Annotated in this window: 18 protein-coding genes and 1 tRNA gene; 13 read left to right on the forward strand and 6 right to left on the reverse strand. The window is 68.8% G+C overall.

Annotated elements, in window-relative coordinates:
* Positions 1–29 precede the first annotated feature (29 nt).
* The 4 genes from ASG87_RS08275 to ASG87_RS08290 all read right to left on the reverse strand — a co-directional run bounded on the left by ASG87_RS08275 (position 30) and on the right by ASG87_RS08290 (position 6,089).
* Complete coding sequence (locus tag ASG87_RS08275) at positions 30–1,292, reverse strand: FHA domain-containing protein (protein WP_056003624.1); 1,263 nt, start codon at positions 1,290–1,292, stop codon at positions 30–32.
* A gap of 16 nt (positions 1,293–1,308) precedes the next feature.
* Entirely contained in the window at positions 1,309–3,273 is a 1,965-nt protein-coding gene (gene sctC / locus ASG87_RS08280; protein ID WP_162258335.1) for a type III secretion system outer membrane ring subunit SctC, read from the reverse strand.
* Positions 3,274–3,310: 37 nt separating this feature from the next.
* Positions 3,311–5,377: a type III secretion system export apparatus subunit SctV gene (gene sctV, locus ASG87_RS08285; RefSeq protein WP_056003630.1), complete on the reverse strand. Its 2,067-nt coding sequence runs from the start codon at positions 5,375–5,377 to the stop codon at positions 3,311–3,313.
* Between the two features lie 379 nt (positions 5,378–5,756).
* Entirely contained in the window at positions 5,757–6,089 is a 333-nt protein-coding gene (locus ASG87_RS08290; protein ID WP_082582844.1) for a flagellar biosynthetic protein FliO, read from the reverse strand.
* An 83-nt stretch (positions 6,090–6,172) separates the two neighbouring features.
* Between ASG87_RS08290 and ASG87_RS08295 the strand changes: the two genes are divergently transcribed.
* From ASG87_RS08295 to sctT, 6 genes are read left to right on the forward strand one after another with little or no spacing between them, the layout of a single operon-like run.
* The gene (locus tag ASG87_RS08295) at positions 6,173–7,246 is read left to right on the forward strand and encodes an ATP-binding protein (RefSeq protein WP_056003636.1); all 1,074 of its coding nucleotides are present in this window, start codon (positions 6,173–6,175) and stop codon (positions 7,244–7,246) included.
* The gene (locus ASG87_RS08300) at positions 7,246–7,842 is read left to right on the forward strand and encodes a response regulator (protein WP_056003639.1); all 597 of its coding nucleotides are present in this window, start codon (positions 7,246–7,248) and stop codon (positions 7,840–7,842) included. The genes ASG87_RS08295 and ASG87_RS08300 overlap by 1 nt, the downstream gene beginning before the upstream one ends.
* A gap of 4 nt (positions 7,843–7,846) precedes the next feature.
* On the forward strand, positions 7,847–8,839 hold the full coding sequence (locus tag ASG87_RS08305) for a hypothetical protein (protein WP_056003642.1): 993 nt from the start codon (positions 7,847–7,849) through the stop codon (positions 8,837–8,839).
* Entirely contained in the window at positions 8,826–9,491 is a 666-nt protein-coding gene (sctR, locus tag ASG87_RS08310; RefSeq protein WP_056003645.1) for a type III secretion system export apparatus subunit SctR, read from the forward strand. Before ASG87_RS08305 ends, sctR begins: the two co-directional genes overlap by 14 nt.
* A gap of 9 nt (positions 9,492–9,500) precedes the next feature.
* Positions 9,501–9,767 (forward strand): type III secretion system export apparatus subunit SctS, encoded by a 267-nt coding sequence (gene sctS, locus ASG87_RS08315; protein ID WP_056003649.1) that lies wholly within the window; start codon positions 9,501–9,503, stop codon positions 9,765–9,767.
* Complete coding sequence (gene sctT, locus ASG87_RS08320) at positions 9,767–10,570, forward strand: type III secretion system export apparatus subunit SctT (RefSeq protein WP_056003652.1); 804 nt, start codon at positions 9,767–9,769, stop codon at positions 10,568–10,570. The genes sctS and sctT overlap by 1 nt, the downstream gene beginning before the upstream one ends.
* 241 nt (positions 10,571–10,811) lie before the next feature.
* Here the strand turns inward: sctT and sctU are convergent, their stop codons facing one another.
* On the reverse strand, positions 10,812–11,885 hold the full coding sequence (gene sctU, locus ASG87_RS08325) for a type III secretion system export apparatus subunit SctU (RefSeq protein WP_056003655.1): 1,074 nt from the start codon (positions 11,883–11,885) through the stop codon (positions 10,812–10,814).
* A 177-nt stretch (positions 11,886–12,062) separates the two neighbouring features.
* Between sctU and ASG87_RS08330 the strand changes: the two genes are divergently transcribed.
* From ASG87_RS08330 to ASG87_RS08345, 4 genes are all read left to right on the forward strand, one after another.
* A complete protein-coding gene (locus ASG87_RS08330) occupies positions 12,063–12,296 on the forward strand; it encodes a hypothetical protein (protein WP_056003658.1) in 234 nt (77 codons plus the stop codon).
* Positions 12,297–12,343: 47 nt separating this feature from the next.
* Positions 12,344–13,006 carry a hypothetical protein gene (locus tag ASG87_RS08335; RefSeq protein ID WP_056003661.1) on the forward strand — a complete coding sequence of 221 codons (663 nt, stop codon included), beginning with the start codon at positions 12,344–12,346 and terminating at the stop codon, positions 13,004–13,006.
* 177 nt (positions 13,007–13,183) lie between these two features.
* Positions 13,184–13,600, forward strand: a complete 417-nt coding sequence (locus ASG87_RS08340; protein ID WP_056003664.1) for a hypothetical protein — start codon at positions 13,184–13,186, stop codon at positions 13,598–13,600.
* A gap of 101 nt (positions 13,601–13,701) precedes the next feature.
* Positions 13,702–13,998, forward strand: coding sequence for a hypothetical protein (locus ASG87_RS08345; protein WP_056003666.1), 297 nt, complete (start codon positions 13,702–13,704; stop codon positions 13,996–13,998).
* 264 nt (positions 13,999–14,262) lie between these two features.
* Here ASG87_RS08345 and ASG87_RS08350 read toward each other — a convergent pair.
* Positions 14,263–14,339, reverse strand: a tRNA-Met gene (locus ASG87_RS08350).
* 169 nt (positions 14,340–14,508) lie between these two features.
* Here ASG87_RS08350 and ASG87_RS08355 point away from each other — a divergent pair.
* The 3 genes from ASG87_RS08355 to bfr all read left to right on the forward strand — a co-directional run bounded on the left by ASG87_RS08355 (position 14,509) and on the right by bfr (position 15,958).
* A complete protein-coding gene (locus ASG87_RS08355; RefSeq protein ID WP_056003669.1) occupies positions 14,509–15,060 on the forward strand; it encodes an RNA pyrophosphohydrolase in 552 nt (183 codons plus the stop codon).
* 75 nt (positions 15,061–15,135) lie between these two features.
* Positions 15,136–15,333, forward strand: coding sequence for a (2Fe-2S)-binding protein (locus ASG87_RS08360; protein ID WP_056003672.1), 198 nt, complete (start codon positions 15,136–15,138; stop codon positions 15,331–15,333).
* A 154-nt stretch (positions 15,334–15,487) separates the two neighbouring features.
* Positions 15,488–15,958, forward strand: a complete 471-nt coding sequence (gene bfr / locus ASG87_RS08365) for a bacterioferritin (protein ID WP_056003675.1) — start codon at positions 15,488–15,490, stop codon at positions 15,956–15,958.
* Positions 15,959–15,963: the final 5 nt, after the last annotated feature.

The following is a 15,963-nucleotide window of genomic DNA, read 5'->3' on the forward strand; positions in this document are numbered from 1 at the left end:
GCCCGTGGACCGCAAGGTCCGTCTTGCGTCTATGGCCGCGGCGATGGCGCCTCCGCCGCGGATGAGGACGGCGCCGCCGAACCGGCGGGCGCCGGCGTGATGGCGGCCGCCATCCCGCTGGGGTCCAGGTCGTGCAGCTTCTGGTATTCGTCGCTCTTTTCGAGCTGCTTGATGCTGCCGTCCGGCAGCCGCACCAGCACGTCGTCGCGCTCGTCCACGCTCAGGAACACCCCGCCTTGCGGCAGGGGGTTGCCCGGGTAGTAGCGCGACTGGTCGGCCGTGACCAGGTAGGGCTCGTCGCCGCTGATCACGCGGCGGATGCGCTTGCCGGGGTCGGCCTTCGGCGGCTCCGGCTTGCCCTCGTCGACGTTCTTCAGGGCCATGCTGAGGCCGAGCGCGTCGGTGTTGAGGTTCTGCATGTCGGCCGAACCGAGCACCTCGCGCTTCACCTTCTCGGCGTGGGCCGGGTCGCCGAAGTGGCCGGTCACCTCGATGCCGCCGGTGTCGAGCAGGTGGCTCTCCACGGTGTAGCCGTGCATCGCGAAGATGTCGCGCACCTGGCTCGCCACGCTGGGCCAGTCGCGCACGCTCAGTTCGGTGATCAGGCCGGCGGCGCCCAGGCGCTGCTTGAGCTGCGGCAACTGCGCGGCATTGCCCACCACGCCGCGCACCAGCAGCCGGTCGCCCGCGCCGCTGGTCGCGCTGACGTGGAACAGCGACATCTGCTTGAGGATGCCGCGCACCTGCTCCAGTTGCTGCGCCACGTTGCGCTCCGGCAGGGCCACCGGATGGGTGACCTGCCAACTGCCGAACAGCACCAGCGCCGCCACCAGCAGCAGCAGGCCGACCACCGCCAGCACGCCGCGCCGGCGGCCGGCCATCTGCTTCTCGGTCAGCGCCGCGACGCCGTCGCCGGCGCTGTCGGCGACGTGCTGCCACTGTGCGCTCCAGTGCGGCCCCACCGCGAACTGCACGTCGCCCAGGCGCACCAGCGCGAAATGCTCCAGGCTGATGTTCTCGCCGACGGCGATGCTGCCGTCGTCGGTCTCCACCGTACCTTCCATCGCGCGCAGCAGTACCTGGTCGCCGACCGCGGTGAGCACGCAGTGGTGCGCGGCGATCGCCGGGTCGGCCAGGATCAGGTCGCAGTCGTCGGCCTGGCCGATCATCAGGATGCCGCGCTGCGGCAGGCGCACTTCGGCGCCGGCATGCACGCCGCTGAACACGCGCAGGCTCAACTGGACCTTGGCGGTCCGTTCGAGGCTGCGGTGCTGGGCGGCGGGCCGGCTCATGGGGCGTCCTCCGTGCTCAGCGCCGCGCCGGCACCGGCGCCACCGGCACCGCCTGGATCACGCCGTCGTTCGGCACCGGCGAAGGCGAGGGCAGTGGCTGCTGCACCTGGCTGCGCTTGTGGTTCCACCAGGCGTCCTTGCGCTCTTCCTGCTTGTCCAGCTGCTGCTGCGTCTCGATCGTGACCTGCGAGGAACTGGGCGTCGCCTGCCCGCTGATGCGGTTCAGCGCGACCAGCCGCGGCGTGATCAGGAACAGCCGCTCGGTATGCGCGCGCTGCTTCTGCACGGTCTTGAACAGGTAGCCCAGCAGCGGGATGTCGCCGAGGATCGGGATCTTGCTCTCGGCGTTGTCCAGCTTGTCCTGGGTCAGCCCGCCGAGCAGCAGGCCCTGGCCCTCGCGGATGATCGCCTGCGTGTTCACCGCATTCTGGTAGACGATCGGGTAGCGGATCTTGTTGGCGTCCTTCGCCTGGAAGGTGACGTTGCCGTCCTCGATCTGCACCAGCATGCGGATCTCGCGCTGGCCGTTCTCGGTCACCACGTGCGGCGTCACGCGCAGGGTGGTGCCGGCGATGATGTTGTAGAGGTCCTGGCTGTAGGCGCCGGCGACCGGCACGTAGACGGTCTGGTTGCTCTGGATCACCGCCTCGGCGTCGCTCATGGTGATCACCTGCGGCCGGGTCAGCACGTGGGTGACGCCGTCGTCCTCCAGCGCGTTGACGCTGGCCACGAACTTGCCGGGGTTGCCGAGGATCGCGCCGAGCTGCAGGCCGTTGCCGAACAGGCCGGGGATGCCGCTGGTGTCGCCCAGGCCGAGCGCCGCCAGCATCAGCGCCTGGTTCGCCAGCGAATCGCTGCCGATGCCGGACGTCGCGTTGCCAGTCTGGAAGCCGACGGTGGTGCGGTGGTTGCGGTAGAACCAGTTGACGCCGAGCTTGCGCGCCTTGCTCTTGTCGACGTCGATGATGGTGGCTTCGATCTCCACCATCTGCGGCGCCACGTCGAGGTTGCGGATCAGGTCGTCGTACATCGGCAGCCGCTCGGGCGTGTCGCGCACGATGATCGCGTTGCGGAAGCTGTCGGCGACGATGCGCACGTCGCCGGCGCCGTCCACCGCCTGCAGTCCGCCCGACGATCCGCGCGGCCCCAGCGGCGCCGCCGGCGGTACCAGGCCGTCGTCGTCTGGCTGGCTGCCGTAGTCGCCCAGCGGGGGCGGCAGTTGCTGCCCCTGCGCGGCCAGCCCCTGCCCGCGCAGGCCCTGCTGGCGCGACGGCAGCAGCCGGCTGGCACCGTCGAAGCGGCCCTCGCCGGCCTCGCCGACCAGCGCGCGCAGCACGCTGGCGACGCCGGGGATCGTCACCTGCCGGTTGCCCACGGTCATCGTGGTATCCGAGGCCCAGGCGTACTTGAGCGGGTAGAACTTGAAGCGGGTGTCGACGTTGCGGCCCAGCCCGGACACGGTCTGCGCCATCTGCTTCACCTGCTCGACGAAGCGCTTGGTGCCGGTGGCGGTGACCAGGCCGGTGCTCGGCTCCATCTTCCACACGTTGGCGCTGTCGGACCAGCTCACGCTGGCCATCGCGGCGAGGAACTGCTTCTCGGCCGGCAGCGGCACGCTGGTGTAGTCGGTCTGCCGCTCGGCGGTCAGGTAGATGTAGACGGCCGAACCGTCGTAGTAGGCGAGCAGGTCGTTGCTGTTGGCGATGCGGCGCCACACCTGCGCGTAGCTGCCCTTGAAGTTGCCGTTGACGGTGCCGCCGCGCGCCGCCACCTGCGGGCTCAGCACCACCTCCAGGCCCTGGTCGTGGAAGAAGTCCGGCAGGATCTCGCGCAGGCTCTTGTCGCTCTGCACCTCGGTGGTGCCCTTCTTGAAGGGGATCGCCGCGGCCTGCGCGACTCCCGTGAACAGCAGCAGGCCGGCCAGCAGCCCGCCGAACTGCCAGCAACGCATCCTGTCCTGCCCGCCCCTGTCTCGTCGCATCATTGGATTCCTTGGCCCTTGCATGAGATCCGGCCGCTCAGGCGGCCAATTGTCCTACCGGCACCAGACGTAGATCGGGCACCAGTTCCTGATAAGAAAGCACCGGGATGTCGGCGTATTCGGCCTCGGTGAGCTTGCGCAGGTGGCGACGCACGTCCATCGAGCTGAGCAGCACCATCGTCTCGCCGTGCTCGCCGCGCGCGAATTCGCCGATCTGCTCGAGCAGCCGCGCCGCCAGGTCCGGCTCCACCGCCAGTTGGGTGCCGGCCGGCCCGGTGTGCACCGAGCGACGCAGGCGTTCCTCCAGCTCCGGCCGCGCCACCAGCACGCGTAGCACGTGCGCGTCGTCGGCGTAGCGGTAGCTGAGGTGGCGGCGCAGCGCCATGCGCACGTACTCGGCGACCAGCACGATGTCTTTCTCGCGGCTGGCGGCGTCGGTGATCGCCTCGAATACGTCGCGCAACTGGCGGATCGGCACGCGCTCCTCGACCAGCCGCTTCAACACCTCCGCCACGCGTTGCGGCGACACCACGCGCAGCATCTCGCGCACCAGGTCGGGGTAGTCGCGGCTCAGGCCGTTGGAGAGGTTGGAGGTTTCCTGGATGCCGACGAACAGCGACAGGTGGCGCTCCAGCGCCAGCCGGATGTGCTCGCGCAGCATCTGCGGCGCTTCCAGCGCGCTGGCGGCCGCGGCGCTGTGGCGGTCGATCCAGCGCCCCGGGAAGCCGGCCACCGTCTCGGCGCTCAGCGCCTGCTCGCCCGGCGCGGGCGACGGCAATGCGCCGCGTCCCGGCAGGAACAGCGCGTCCGGCTTGATCACGCCGTGGCCGATCCGCACGCCATAGGCATACAGCGCGTAGCCGTTCGGCGGCAGCGTCAGGCCGGCACGCAGGGCCGGCTTGGGCAGCGGCACGCCGTACTCCTCGCGCAGCATGCCGACCACCTGACGGAACAGGTTGCGCACCGCGGTGCTGCCCAGCGCCTGCAGCGCGCTCATGTGCACTTCCAGCAGCAGGGCCGGCGGCGCGCTCAGCGCATCGCTGTCGGCCAGGTCCGGCGGCAGCAGCTCGGCCTGGCTTTCCGGCACCTTGAACAGGCGGCGCAGGAAGCCGACCCGCTCGCGCATGCGCCAGGACGCCGCGCCGACCAGGGCCAGCCCCAGCGGCAGGAACACCACCACCGGGAACCCCGGCACCAGCATCATGCCCAGCGCGATGCCGCCGAGGATCATCAGCACGCGCGGCTCGCCGGAAATCTGCTTGCCGATGATCGCGCCGAGGTTGCGCTCCTCCTCGTCGCCGGCGGTGCGGGTGACGATCAGGCCGGCCGAGATCGAGGCGAGCAGGGCGGGGATCTGCGCGACCAGGCCGTCGCCGATGGTCAGCACGCTGTAGGTATGGGTGGCGTCGCCCAGCGACATGCCGTGCATCATCACGCCGACGCCGAGGCCGCCGAGCAGGTTGATCACGATGATCACCATGCCGGCGATCGCGTCGCCCTTGACGAACTTCATCGCGCCGTCGAGCGAGCCGTGCAGCTGGCTCTCCACCTCGAGCAGGCGCCGGCGGCGGCGCGCCTCGTCCTTTTCGAGCAGGCCCGAGCGCAGGTCCGAGTCGATCGACAACTGCTTGCCCGGCATCGCGTCCAGCGAGAAGCGCGCGGCCACCTCGGCGACGCGCTCGGCGCCCTTCGCCACCACGATGAACTGCACCACGGTGATGATCAGGAACACCACCAGGCCGACGATCAGGTTGCCGCCGACCACCATGTTGCCGAAGGTGTCGATGATGTGGCCGCCGTCGGCGTGCAGCAGGATCGAGCGGGTGATCGCGATCGACAGGGCCAGGCGGAACAGCGTGGTCAGCAGCAGCACGCTGGGGAAACTGGAGAACGCCACCGGCGCCGGTATGTAGATGGCGATCAGCAGCAGGCCGACGCCGATCAGCATGTTCAGCGCCACCAGCGCGTCGATCGCCACCATCGGCAGCGGCAGGATCATCAGGCCGATGATCGCCACCACGCCGGCGACCAGTACCAGGTCGCTGTAGCTGCGCGAGCCGCCCGGCCCAGGCGCGAAGCGCGCGAGGATCGCCTCGATCGCCATCAGCCTGCGCTCCCCTCGCGACGCGCAGGGCCGCCGCGACGCGGCCGCTGCCACCGGCGATACCTGCTGCAGACTTCGACGACCATGCTGCGCGACACGAAGAACTCCATCTCATCGGAACGGCCGACCGACCGGGACGCCTCCCGGCGCCCCGATCCCTTGGCCGTTGCCGATGTCGCCGCATGCCGGAACATACGATTACTTCAGCCGATGCCCCCTGTCGGCGATCGGTTGTCCGGTGAACCTACACAGCGCCTACAAAATGCGAAACCTAGGGAAAACCCTAGGTTTTGGATTCACTAATGTGAATATGAATCGCAGGCGACCGGAAAATGTCGAACCGTTTACAGAAACGCGAATTTCCGTGAAATGAATCACATTATCCAGACGTATCCTCGCGGCGTAATTCGGCGATCAATTCGACCCGCTGTGCGGTGACACCGAGCACCAGGCGCCGGTCCTGCGCATCCAGCACCACCACGCGCTCGCGGCTGCCCACGGCCACCGCCTGCACCAGCCTGAGCGGGCCCCGCCCCCCTTGCAGCGACTGGCCCCGCCGCAGCCACCAGAGCAGGGCCAGCAACCCGACGGTAACCGCAATCAGAGGCACCAGCAGGCCCAGCCACATGCCGCCCGTGCCGGAGCCGTCCGCGGCGAATGCCGCCGTCGGCCAACATAATCCCGCCGTGACGTTGCGCAGCAATTTGTTCATGGCATTATCCCGATTCCTTAAATGAGGTGATTGCGTATTCGTTGGGGGACGAATCCGATACCCGCCGGCAAGGATAGGCGACGATGCCCGTGACACGCATAGAGCGCAAGCCAGCACCACGCGACGACGCCCCGTCGACGCATGGCCACGCGCTGATCGACGTCCTGCCGTGGCCGTGCATCGTGTTCGACCGCGGCAGCGGCGACGCCCTCGGCTGCAACCCGGCCTTCCGCGGCGAGTTCGCGCAGTGGGACGAGGCGCCGTCGCGCGACGCGTTCGAGGCCGACTTCGACCACGTCGGCGAACAGGACGGACACCTTCTCTATTACGCGCCGGCGAGCCGCCGCTGGTACCGGATCGAGCGGCGCCCGCTGCCGCCTGACGCGGCGGCCGAGGCGGTGTTCCTCACCAACATGAGCGAGTGCATCGAATCGCTGCGCCGCCACCGCGAGCAGCACGAGCAACTGCTGTCCACCTCGCGCATGATGAGCGTGGGCGAGATGGCCACCACCCTCGCGCACGAGCTGAACCAGCCGCTCGGCGCGGCCATCAACTACCTGGCCGGCTGCGAGCAGTTGGCCGAATCGAACGGGCACGACCGCCTGCTGCAAGGCGTACGGCAGGCCAAGCGGCAGACCGAGCGGGCCGCGCAGATCATCGGCAGCATCCGCGAGTTCGTGCGCAGCCGCGAGCCGCACCGGCAGAATCTGGCCTGCGCGCCGCTGGTGCAGGGCGTGATCGAGCTGTTGCGCCTGGAGGCCGGCCAGCACCAGGTGGCCATCGCCGCCGCGCTGCCCACCGACCTGCCGCCGATCTTCGCCGACCGCGTGATGATCGAGCAGGTGCTGCTCAACCTGGTGAAGAACGCGATCGAGGCGATGCGCGACACCCCGCCGGCGCGCCGGCAGATCACCGTGTCGGCGCGCGTCGACTACGACGACATGATCGAGCTGCGGGTGGTGGACCGCGGCTGCGGCATCGACGAGGGCGGCATGCAGCAGTTGTTCACGCCGCTGTACACCACCAAGCCCGACGGCCTCGGCATCGGCCTGGCGATCTGCCGCTCGATCATCGAATACCACGAAGGACGCCTGTTCGCCGAACCCCAGCCGGACGGCTTGGCGATGATTTTCACCGTGCCCCGAGGTACCGCTTGATGACAGTTGCTGCCGAGACCCGCGTCTACCTGGTCGACGACCACCATGAATTCCGCGAGTCGTGCGTCTGGATCCTCGAGCAGGCCGGCTTCCAGGTGCGCGACCACGCCAGCGCCGAGGCGCTGCTAAAGGACCTGGCGCAGGAAGCGCCGCCGGCGCGCAGTTGCGTGGTCAGCGACATCCGCATGCCCGGCATGAGCGGCCTGGAGCTGCAGGCCGAGCTGGGGCACCGCGGCCTGTCGCTGCCGCTGATCTTCGTCACCGGCCACGGCGACGTGCCGCTGGCGGTGGAGGCGATGCGCCACGGCGCGGCCAATTTCATCGAGAAGCCGTTCGACGCGCCGCTGCTGATCGAGGCGATCCACGCCGCGCTCGCCAGCCATACGCCGCAGGCGTCCTCCGGCGCGCTGGCCAGCCTCACCCGCCGCGAGCGGCAGGTGCTCGACGGCATCATGGGCGGCAAGCTCAACAAGGTGATCGCCGACGACCTGAAGATCAGCCCCAAGACGGTCGAGCTGCACCGCGCCAACCTGATGGCGAAGCTCGGCGCGCACAACGTGGTCGAGCTGACGCGTGCCGTGCTGGGCCAGGGCTGATGCGATGAACGGCCCGGTTCCGCCCGCCGCCGCCATGCCCCAGGACACGCCGGCCGACGGCCTGCGCGCGGCCGCCCAGGCCCTGCTTTCGCGCGGCAACCACCTGCAATGGCGCGGCGGCGATGGCGAGCTGGAACTGCGCGCCGGCGTAGGCCAGCAGCACGCCGCCGGCCTTCCCTGCGTCGGGCTGGACCATGCGCACGGCCGCCTGCTGCTCGCGCTGGAGCACGAACCCGACGACAGCGCCCTCGGCGATGCGCACTGGCAGGACTACAGCGGCGATGCGCGCCTGCTGGCGTGGACGCTGACCCACGAGGATCTGGTGGCGGCGCTCGGCCGGCTGTTCGGCGGCGGCCTGCTGCCGGCGGCCTTCCTCGCCGAGGGCGGCAGGGACTGGCTGTGGCTGGCGCTGGACTGGCGCGACGGCCAGCAGCGGCTCACCCGCGGCTGGCTCGGCATGGCGAGCGCGGACGTGCTGCAACTGGGCGTGCACGAGGCATGGCAGCGCGATCCCAACCATCTTTCGCTGCTGGGCGACGCCACCGCGCTGGCATTGAACCTGCTGCTGCCGGGCCGGCCGCTGGAAGCGGCGACGATCGCGGCGCTGGCGCCGGGCGACGTGCTCGTGGTGGGCGACGAGGCGGACGTCGAGGCGCGCCTGCAACCGGACCGCGACACCCAGCGCAGCCTGTTCGGGCTTCCGGACGGCTGGTCGGTGCAGCGCCAGCAGGGGCGCTGGAAGATCGTGGACCGCCCCGCGCTGCAAACGATGTCGCCGAACCGGCCGCAGTTCCTGCTGACCCGCCTGGTGCTGGGACCGCACGACATCGAGGGCCTGCGCCCCGGCAGCGTGTTGGCCGACGACACCCAGCTTCGCGGCAGCACGGTCGGCATCATGCTGGGCGGCCGCCGCTTCGGCGAAGGCGTACTGGTGGCGCTGGGCGGGCTGCTCGGCGTGCGCATCACCCACAAAGAGGGCGAGCATGGACTTCAGTAGCTTTTCGCCGGCACTGGTCATCACCCTGGTGGTGGCGCTGGCGATGGCGCCATTCGTGGCGGTGATGGTGACCTCGTTCACCAAGATCGTGGTGGTGCTCAGCCTGCTGCGCAACGCGCTGGGGCTGCAGCAGGTGCCGCCCAACGTGGTGATCAACGGGCTGGCGATCATCCTGTCGGTGTACGTGATGAACCCGGTCATCATGGACACCTACAAGGGCGTGCAGACCCAGATGGGCACCCAGGTGCCCGGCCCGATGACGATGGAGAAGCTCGGCCAGATCGTCGAGTCGGGCAAGGAGCCGCTGCGCCAGTTCCTGATCAAGCACAGCCACGAGGGCGAGCGCGGCTTCTTCCTGCAGAGCGCGAAGCGGCTGATGCCGGCGGACCGCCAGGGCGACCTCACCGCCGACGACTACATCGTGATCGTGCCGGCGTTCACGGTGAGCGAGCTGACCGAGGCGTTCCAGATCGGCTTCCTGCTGTTCCTGCCGTTCCTGGTGATCGACCTGGTGGTGTCCAACATCCTGCTGGCGATGGGCATGATGATGCTGTCGCCGACGATGGTCTCGCTGCCGTTCAAGCTGCTGCTGTTCGTGCTGCTGAGCGGCTGGGCCAAGCTGATCCACGGCCTCGTGCTCACCTATCAATAGGAGACGCGCATGTTCGACCAGGAAATCCAGCTTGCGCGCGAGGCCCTGTGGCTGGTGCTGGTGCTGTCGGCGCCGCCGATCCTCGCCGCGGCGATCGCCGGCCTGTTCGTGGCCTTCCTGCAGGCGGCCACGCAGATCCAGGAGCAGACCTTCCCCTACGCGGTGAAGTTCATCGTGGTGGTGCTGGCGATGCTCGCCACCGCGGCGATGCTGGGCGGCACCCTGTACAAGTTCGCCGACCGGCTGTTCTCCGGCTTCCCCGGCATGCTGCATTGATGCTGGCCGCTCCGCTGCCGCCGCTGGTCGAGTATTTCGGCCACGCGCTCACCGGCGTGGCGCTGACCCTGCCGCGCATCGTCGCGGCCTTCCTGGTGCTGCCGCTGATGACCGCCGAGACGGTGCCGTCGCTGGTGCGCAACAGCTTCTACGTGAGCCTGGCGATCCTGGTGTACCCGCTGGCGGCCGCGGCCAGTCCGGCCACGGGGCTGATCAGCGGTGCGGACTGGGGGCTGGTGCTGGGCAAGGAGATCTTCGTCGGCCTGCTGATCGGCTTCTGCTTCGGCACCGTGTTCTGGGCGCTGGGCGCGGCCGGCAGCGTGATGGACACCAAGGTCGGCGCCACCATGGCGATGGAGATGGACCCGATTTCCGGCCAGCAGGGCTCGCTGACCCAGGTGTTCCTGATGCAGTTGGCGACCTGGCTGTTCATGGTCAGCGGCGCCTTCATGGTGTTCCTCGACCTGCTGATGTCGAGCTACACGATCTGGCCGATCGCCAGCCTGCTGCCGCCGCTGAAGGCCGGCGGCATGGATTTCTTCGTCGGCCAGTTCAGCTACCTGATGACGGCGGTGCTGGTGCTGTCGGCGCCGGCGCTGGTGGTGATGTCGCTGGTCGACCTCTCGCTGGGCCTGGTCAACCGCTACGCGCAGCAACTCAACGTGTTCGCGCTGGCGATGCCGATCAAGGCCTGGCTGTCCACCTGGGTGCTGCTGCTGGCACTGGGCGCGATGGTCGAGGTGGTGATGCGCAAGCTGTACGAGAACCGCGGCCTGCTGCAGGTGCTGAAGCACATCCTGTAGAGGAGCGCGCCTTTGCACGCATGCCCCTGTCTGCGATGCGCGTCGCGCACAGGGCGCGCTCCCGAAGAGGACCTCGAATGACTGCCCTTTTGCTCGTCATCCCGGCGAAGGCCGGACATGGGCAAGGCTCGCAGAAAGCCCGCAGCGAGTCATCCGGCGACTGTGCATACGCCTGAAGGAAAAGGCCCTGGATTCCGGCTTGCGTCGGAATGACGCGCGCCAAGGAGTTGTTCGAGGTTCCCTACTTGCCGTCGCGCGACTCGCGGATCGACTCGGCCCAGCGCAGCAGTTCGGCGACCGCCTCGAAGAAATCGTTCGGCAGGTAGTCGTCCACCTCGACCCGCTCGTACAGGCCGCGCGCCAGGAGAACGTTGCGCATGATCGGCACGCCGGCCTCCTCGGCCGCCTGGCGGATCAGCGCCGCCTCGTGGTCCTCGCCCTTGGCCACGATCACCGGCAGGTCGTCCTCGTCCGGCTGGTAGCGGATGGCGATCGCCAGGTGGGTGGGGTTGGTCACCACCACGCTGGCGTTGCGCACGCCGGCGAGGGTGTTCTGCTGCGACCACTCCTGGTGCAACTGGCGACGGCGTCCCTTGACCATCGGGTCGCCCTCGTTGTCCTTCAGCTCCTGCTTGATGTCGCGCCGGCTCATCTTCATCTTCTTGGTGAAGGCGAAGCGCTGGTAGAACGCGTCCAGCACCGAGACGAAGAAAAACACGAAGATCACGCCCACGGCGAGCCGCTTCACCGCCACCCAGTGCGCCTCGCCCATCGCCGCCGGCCCGGCGAACGGCAGTTGCACGAACTGGCCGATCAGCGCGAACAGCACCCATGCAAACAGCCCGATCAGCAGGGCGCTCTTGGCGATCGCCTTGAGCACCTCGACCAGGTTTTCCTGCGAGAACAGCCGCTTGACGCCCTCGGCCGGGTTCAGCCGGCTGGCGTCGGGCTTGATCTTCTTGGGCGCGAACACCGGACCGACCTGCAGGAACTCCACCACCACGCCGATCGCCAGCGCGCCGACCAGCAGGGGCACGGTCAGCCACAGCAGCGCCTCGATGGTGGCCAGCCCGACGCTGTGCAGGGCCTGGCCAAATGGCTGATTGAGGCCGCGCAGGGTGATGTCGAACAATCCCTCCAGACGCGCACGGATCAACGGCATGCCCAGCATCAGCATCAACAGCCAGGCCAGCACCAGCACCGTGCTGGTCAGCTCGCGGCTCTTCGGGACGTCGCCGTCCTTGCGCGCGTCGCGCAGGCGCTTGGGCGTCGGCTTTTCGGTGCGGTCGCCGCTGTCCTTGTTTTGTCCAGCCATGATTCGACCTCGGTGCGCCGCGCGGCCCGCGGCGCCTGCCTGCCCGTGCCGGGCGAATGACGTCCCGCGCCAGTGTGGCGGGCCAGGCGCGTCGCTTCCACCTAGGGAACGCCCCAGCTACCGCCGCATGAGCCGGGACCTAGACTGATGTCACACTTCGAACGACCGATCGGCGCCATGAACCTGAGCGACCTCCAGTCACGCACGCTCGCCCCCGGCCTGGACAGCCTGGCCGCGACCCAGGGCGTGCCCGGCCGCCAGGGGCTCCCGTCGATCAGCGGCAATACCCTGCTGGGCCTGGACGTATGGGCCGGCAGCAGCGCCGCCGAACGCTCGCTGAGCCGCCCCGGCCCGGCCGTCGGCGGTACGCTCGACCAGATCGTCGGGCATATCCTCGCACCGCTCGGCTGACCGGCCGGCCGCCTGCAGCGGGCCGGTTTCGACGCTAAGCTGGGCCCATGGCCGCTTCTTCGCCCTTGGTCGAATCGCTGCTGGAAACCACCCGGCGGCTGATCGGTGCCCTGCAGCAGGAACCCTCCGCGGAATTGCGGCTGGTCCTGGCCAAGCGGATCGTGCGCCAGCTCGGCGACGAGGCCTACCCGGTCTTCCTGAAGATCCTGCTGATCGTCGCCGAAAGCGAGGACGCCGCCGCCAAGCAGACCGTAGCCGACCTGCTCGCCACCGCCGCGCAGCGGATGGACCTGCCCAGCGGCCAGCTCAGCTCGTGGGGCAGCTCCAGCCGCGACGACGAGACCGCAGCCAGCGGCTCGCTCAACCGCCGCCGCCTGCTCGGGCCGCTCGAATACCTCACCGTGTGGTACTGCCAGCAGACCCAGCGGCCGATGCTGGAAGAGCCGCTGTACGCCGACGCCCTGCGCAAGCTGCTCGCGCTGTTCGACCTCAACCCGCAGCTGCGCGCGTTCTATGCCGGCAAGCTCGCCGCCGATGCCGGCAACGAGCTGGAAGGCACCTATACCCGCGATACCCGCGACATCCTGCAACGCCTGGCCCGGGGCTGGCAGACCGCGGGCAGCACGCCCGAGCAGATCGTGCAGTCGGCCCTGCGCGGCCAGGCATCGGAAACCCCGGTTCCCTCCGGCTGGATCGTGCACCGGCTGTAGGCCGGCGGGCGCCGCCGCAGCGGCCGGGACGCAGTTCGCGGTTGTCCGGCCCGGCCGGCAAACCTAGGGATAACCCCAGATGGATCGCCCCGGCCTTTCGCCGACACTCGGGCATGCATCGCCGCGCGACGCGCCCGCTGCACCGTGCATCCCCATCTCTTCCGCCGAGTCCATGCCATGTCTTCCAACGCCGATGACCCGGCCTTTCGCCAGGCCATGCTCGACCGCCTCGAAAGCGCCCTGCAGGACCATCCCGACCTGCCTCCCGCCCTGCGCGCCAACGCCATGCAGCAGTTCGACCAGGCGCTGAAGCAGGCCGCCGACAACCCGAGGTCGCCCGCCGAGGTCCTGGCCGCCTGGAACGAGACCGCCGCCGACTGGCAGACACTGGTCGGCACCCTGCAGCAGCAGGGCGAGGTCAGCGCCACCGACGCCGGCGAGCTGTTCCGCCAGTTCGACCAGGTCCGGCAGACCCTGCAGGACCTGCCCGAAGCCGATGCCGGCACGGCGCCGGGCGCCCAGGCCGCCGCGCTGCCGCAGGGCATGCCGGCCGAGCTGGCGCGGGCGATGGAACGCGGCCGGACGCCCACCTAGGGGCATCCCTAGCTAGGAAACGTCCTAACTGGACGCACCGCGCCAGCGGCCGACAATGGAACCCGTAATCACCTCGTCACCCTTCTTATCGGAGAACGCAGATGTCGAACGTACAAGGCGCTACCGCTCCCCAGGTTCCCTCGCTCACCAGTGACGGCGGCTACGGCAGCGGCAGCTGGCTGGTCGCCCTCGCGCTCGCGCTGGGCAAGGCGATGAGCAAGCTGCAGGACGACATGATGAAGGACGCCAAGGAAGCCGGCGGCAAGGGCAAGGGCGCCACCGAGGCGAACGCCCGCCTGCAGGCCGAGAGCCAGCTCTACAGCATGGTCGCCAACGCGATCAACACGGTGATCAAGGCCGTCGGCGAAGCCAACACCACGCTCGCCCGCAAGAGCTGAGCCCCGGCTCGCCCGCTCCGCAAGAACGCCAGGCTTGCGCCTGGCGTTCTTGTTTTCGGCTCTCGTCGTTGCCGCGCGCCAACCGGTCTTCTCCGCGGCGCCGCAGCCGGGAAGATCGCGCCGGCGCCCATGCAAGCTGCGCGACCAGGCCGATGCCCTGCAACGGTGCACGCAAACGCACGCCGTCTTTCCAGACGCCGGATGCTTCCATGTGATGCGCCGACCGGCGCGCCGCCATACGGCGAAACAGAGGAAATCCAAGGATGGTGGCTATGGGTGGACTCGAACCACCGACCCCAGCATTATGAGTGCTGTGCTCTAACCGGCTGAGCTACATAGCCATGGATGGTGACGCTGTGCGGGATCGGGGACGATCCCGGCGGGGCGCGGCAGTGTAGTCGCGTCGACGATCCGGTTCAAGCCCCTTTGCTTGCCGCCGCTTCGCGGGCTGTGGTTGAATCGGGACCGGGTGCCGACTGCGCGACGCGCCGGCAGGCCCGAGGAGGCAGGATGATCGACGTCGATGGCTACCGTCCGAATGTGGGCATTGTGCTGCTCAATGCAGACGGCCAACTGTTCTGGGCGCGCCGCGTCAATCGTGACGGCTGGCAGTTCCCGCAGGGCGGCATGCGCAGCGACGAGACGCCGCTGGAAGCGATGTACCGCGAGCTGGAAGAGGAAACCGGCCTCGCGCCCCGGCACGTCGAAGTGCTCGCCGCGACCCGCGGCTGGCTGCGCTACAAGCTGCCCCACCGCTACGTGCGCCACCACCAGCATCCGACCTGCATCGGCCAGAAGCAGGTCTGGTTCCTGCTGAAGCTGGTCGGCGGCGAGGACGCCCTGCGCCTGGACGCCTGCGAGAAGCCGGAGTTCGACATCTGGCGCTGGGTCGACTTCTGGTACCCGGCGGCCCACGTGGTCAACTTCAAGCGCGGCGTGTACGAACGCGCGCTGCGCCACTTCGCGCCCTTGGTGGAAACCCTGCTGAGCGTGCAGTTGGGCAACCTGCCGCGCACCGGAACGGGGGACGACGGCCATCGTCCCTCCCGCGCCACCGCCTGAACCGGGCAGGGCAGCCGGGCCGGTTGCCGGCTATCATTTGTTGACAATCATTCGCATTCGCGTTCCAATGCGCGCATGTACATCTGCCTGTGCAACGCCGTTACCGACCACGACATCCGCCGCGCCGCGGCCGATGGGGTGCACAGCTTTGCCGAGCTGCAGGCGCGTACCGGCTGCTCGGACTGCTGCGGCTGCTGCGAGCAGGAAGCCCGCCAGACGCTCGACCTGGCCGTCGTCCAGGTGCTCTCGCAGCTCCCCGCCGTGGCCGCCTGAGCGGCCCCGGCCGTCACCCTTCCGCCACCCCCGCTTCCCGCGCCGCCAGCCGGCCGCCATGGTTGCGCGAGCAAACCATTTGCATTCGCGTTCCATCATCGGCATGGCCGGTTCCGTATAGTTTCCGGCCGTACACGACGAGCCGGAGATTTCCATGAAAGGCGACGCCAAGGTCATCGAGTTCCTCAACAAGGTGCTCTACAACGAGCTGACCGCGATCAACCAGTATTTCCTGCACTACCGCATGTTCAAGGACTGGGGCTACCAGGAACTGGCCGAGCACGAGTACAAGGAATCGATCGAGGAGATGAAGCACGCCGATCACCTGATCGAGCGCATCCTGTTCCTCGACGGCCTGCCCAACCTGCAGCACCTGGGCAAGCTGCGCATCGGCGAGAACGTGCTCGAGTGCATCCAGGGCGACCTGGACCTGGAGATGGCCGCGGTGAAGGACCTGCGCGAGGCGATCGCCTACAGCGAGGGCATCGCCGACTACGTCAGCCGCGACATGTTCAAGACCATCCTGCACGACGAGGAAGAGCACATCGACTGGCTGGAAACCCAGTTCAGCGTGGTCAAGGACATCGGCGCCGAGCGTTACCTGCAGAGCAAGCTGGGTAGCTGACCGCC

It is taken from the genome of Frateuria sp. Soil773 (genome assembly GCF_001428405.1).
Lineage (GTDB): Bacteria > Pseudomonadota > Gammaproteobacteria > Xanthomonadales > Rhodanobacteraceae > LMSL01.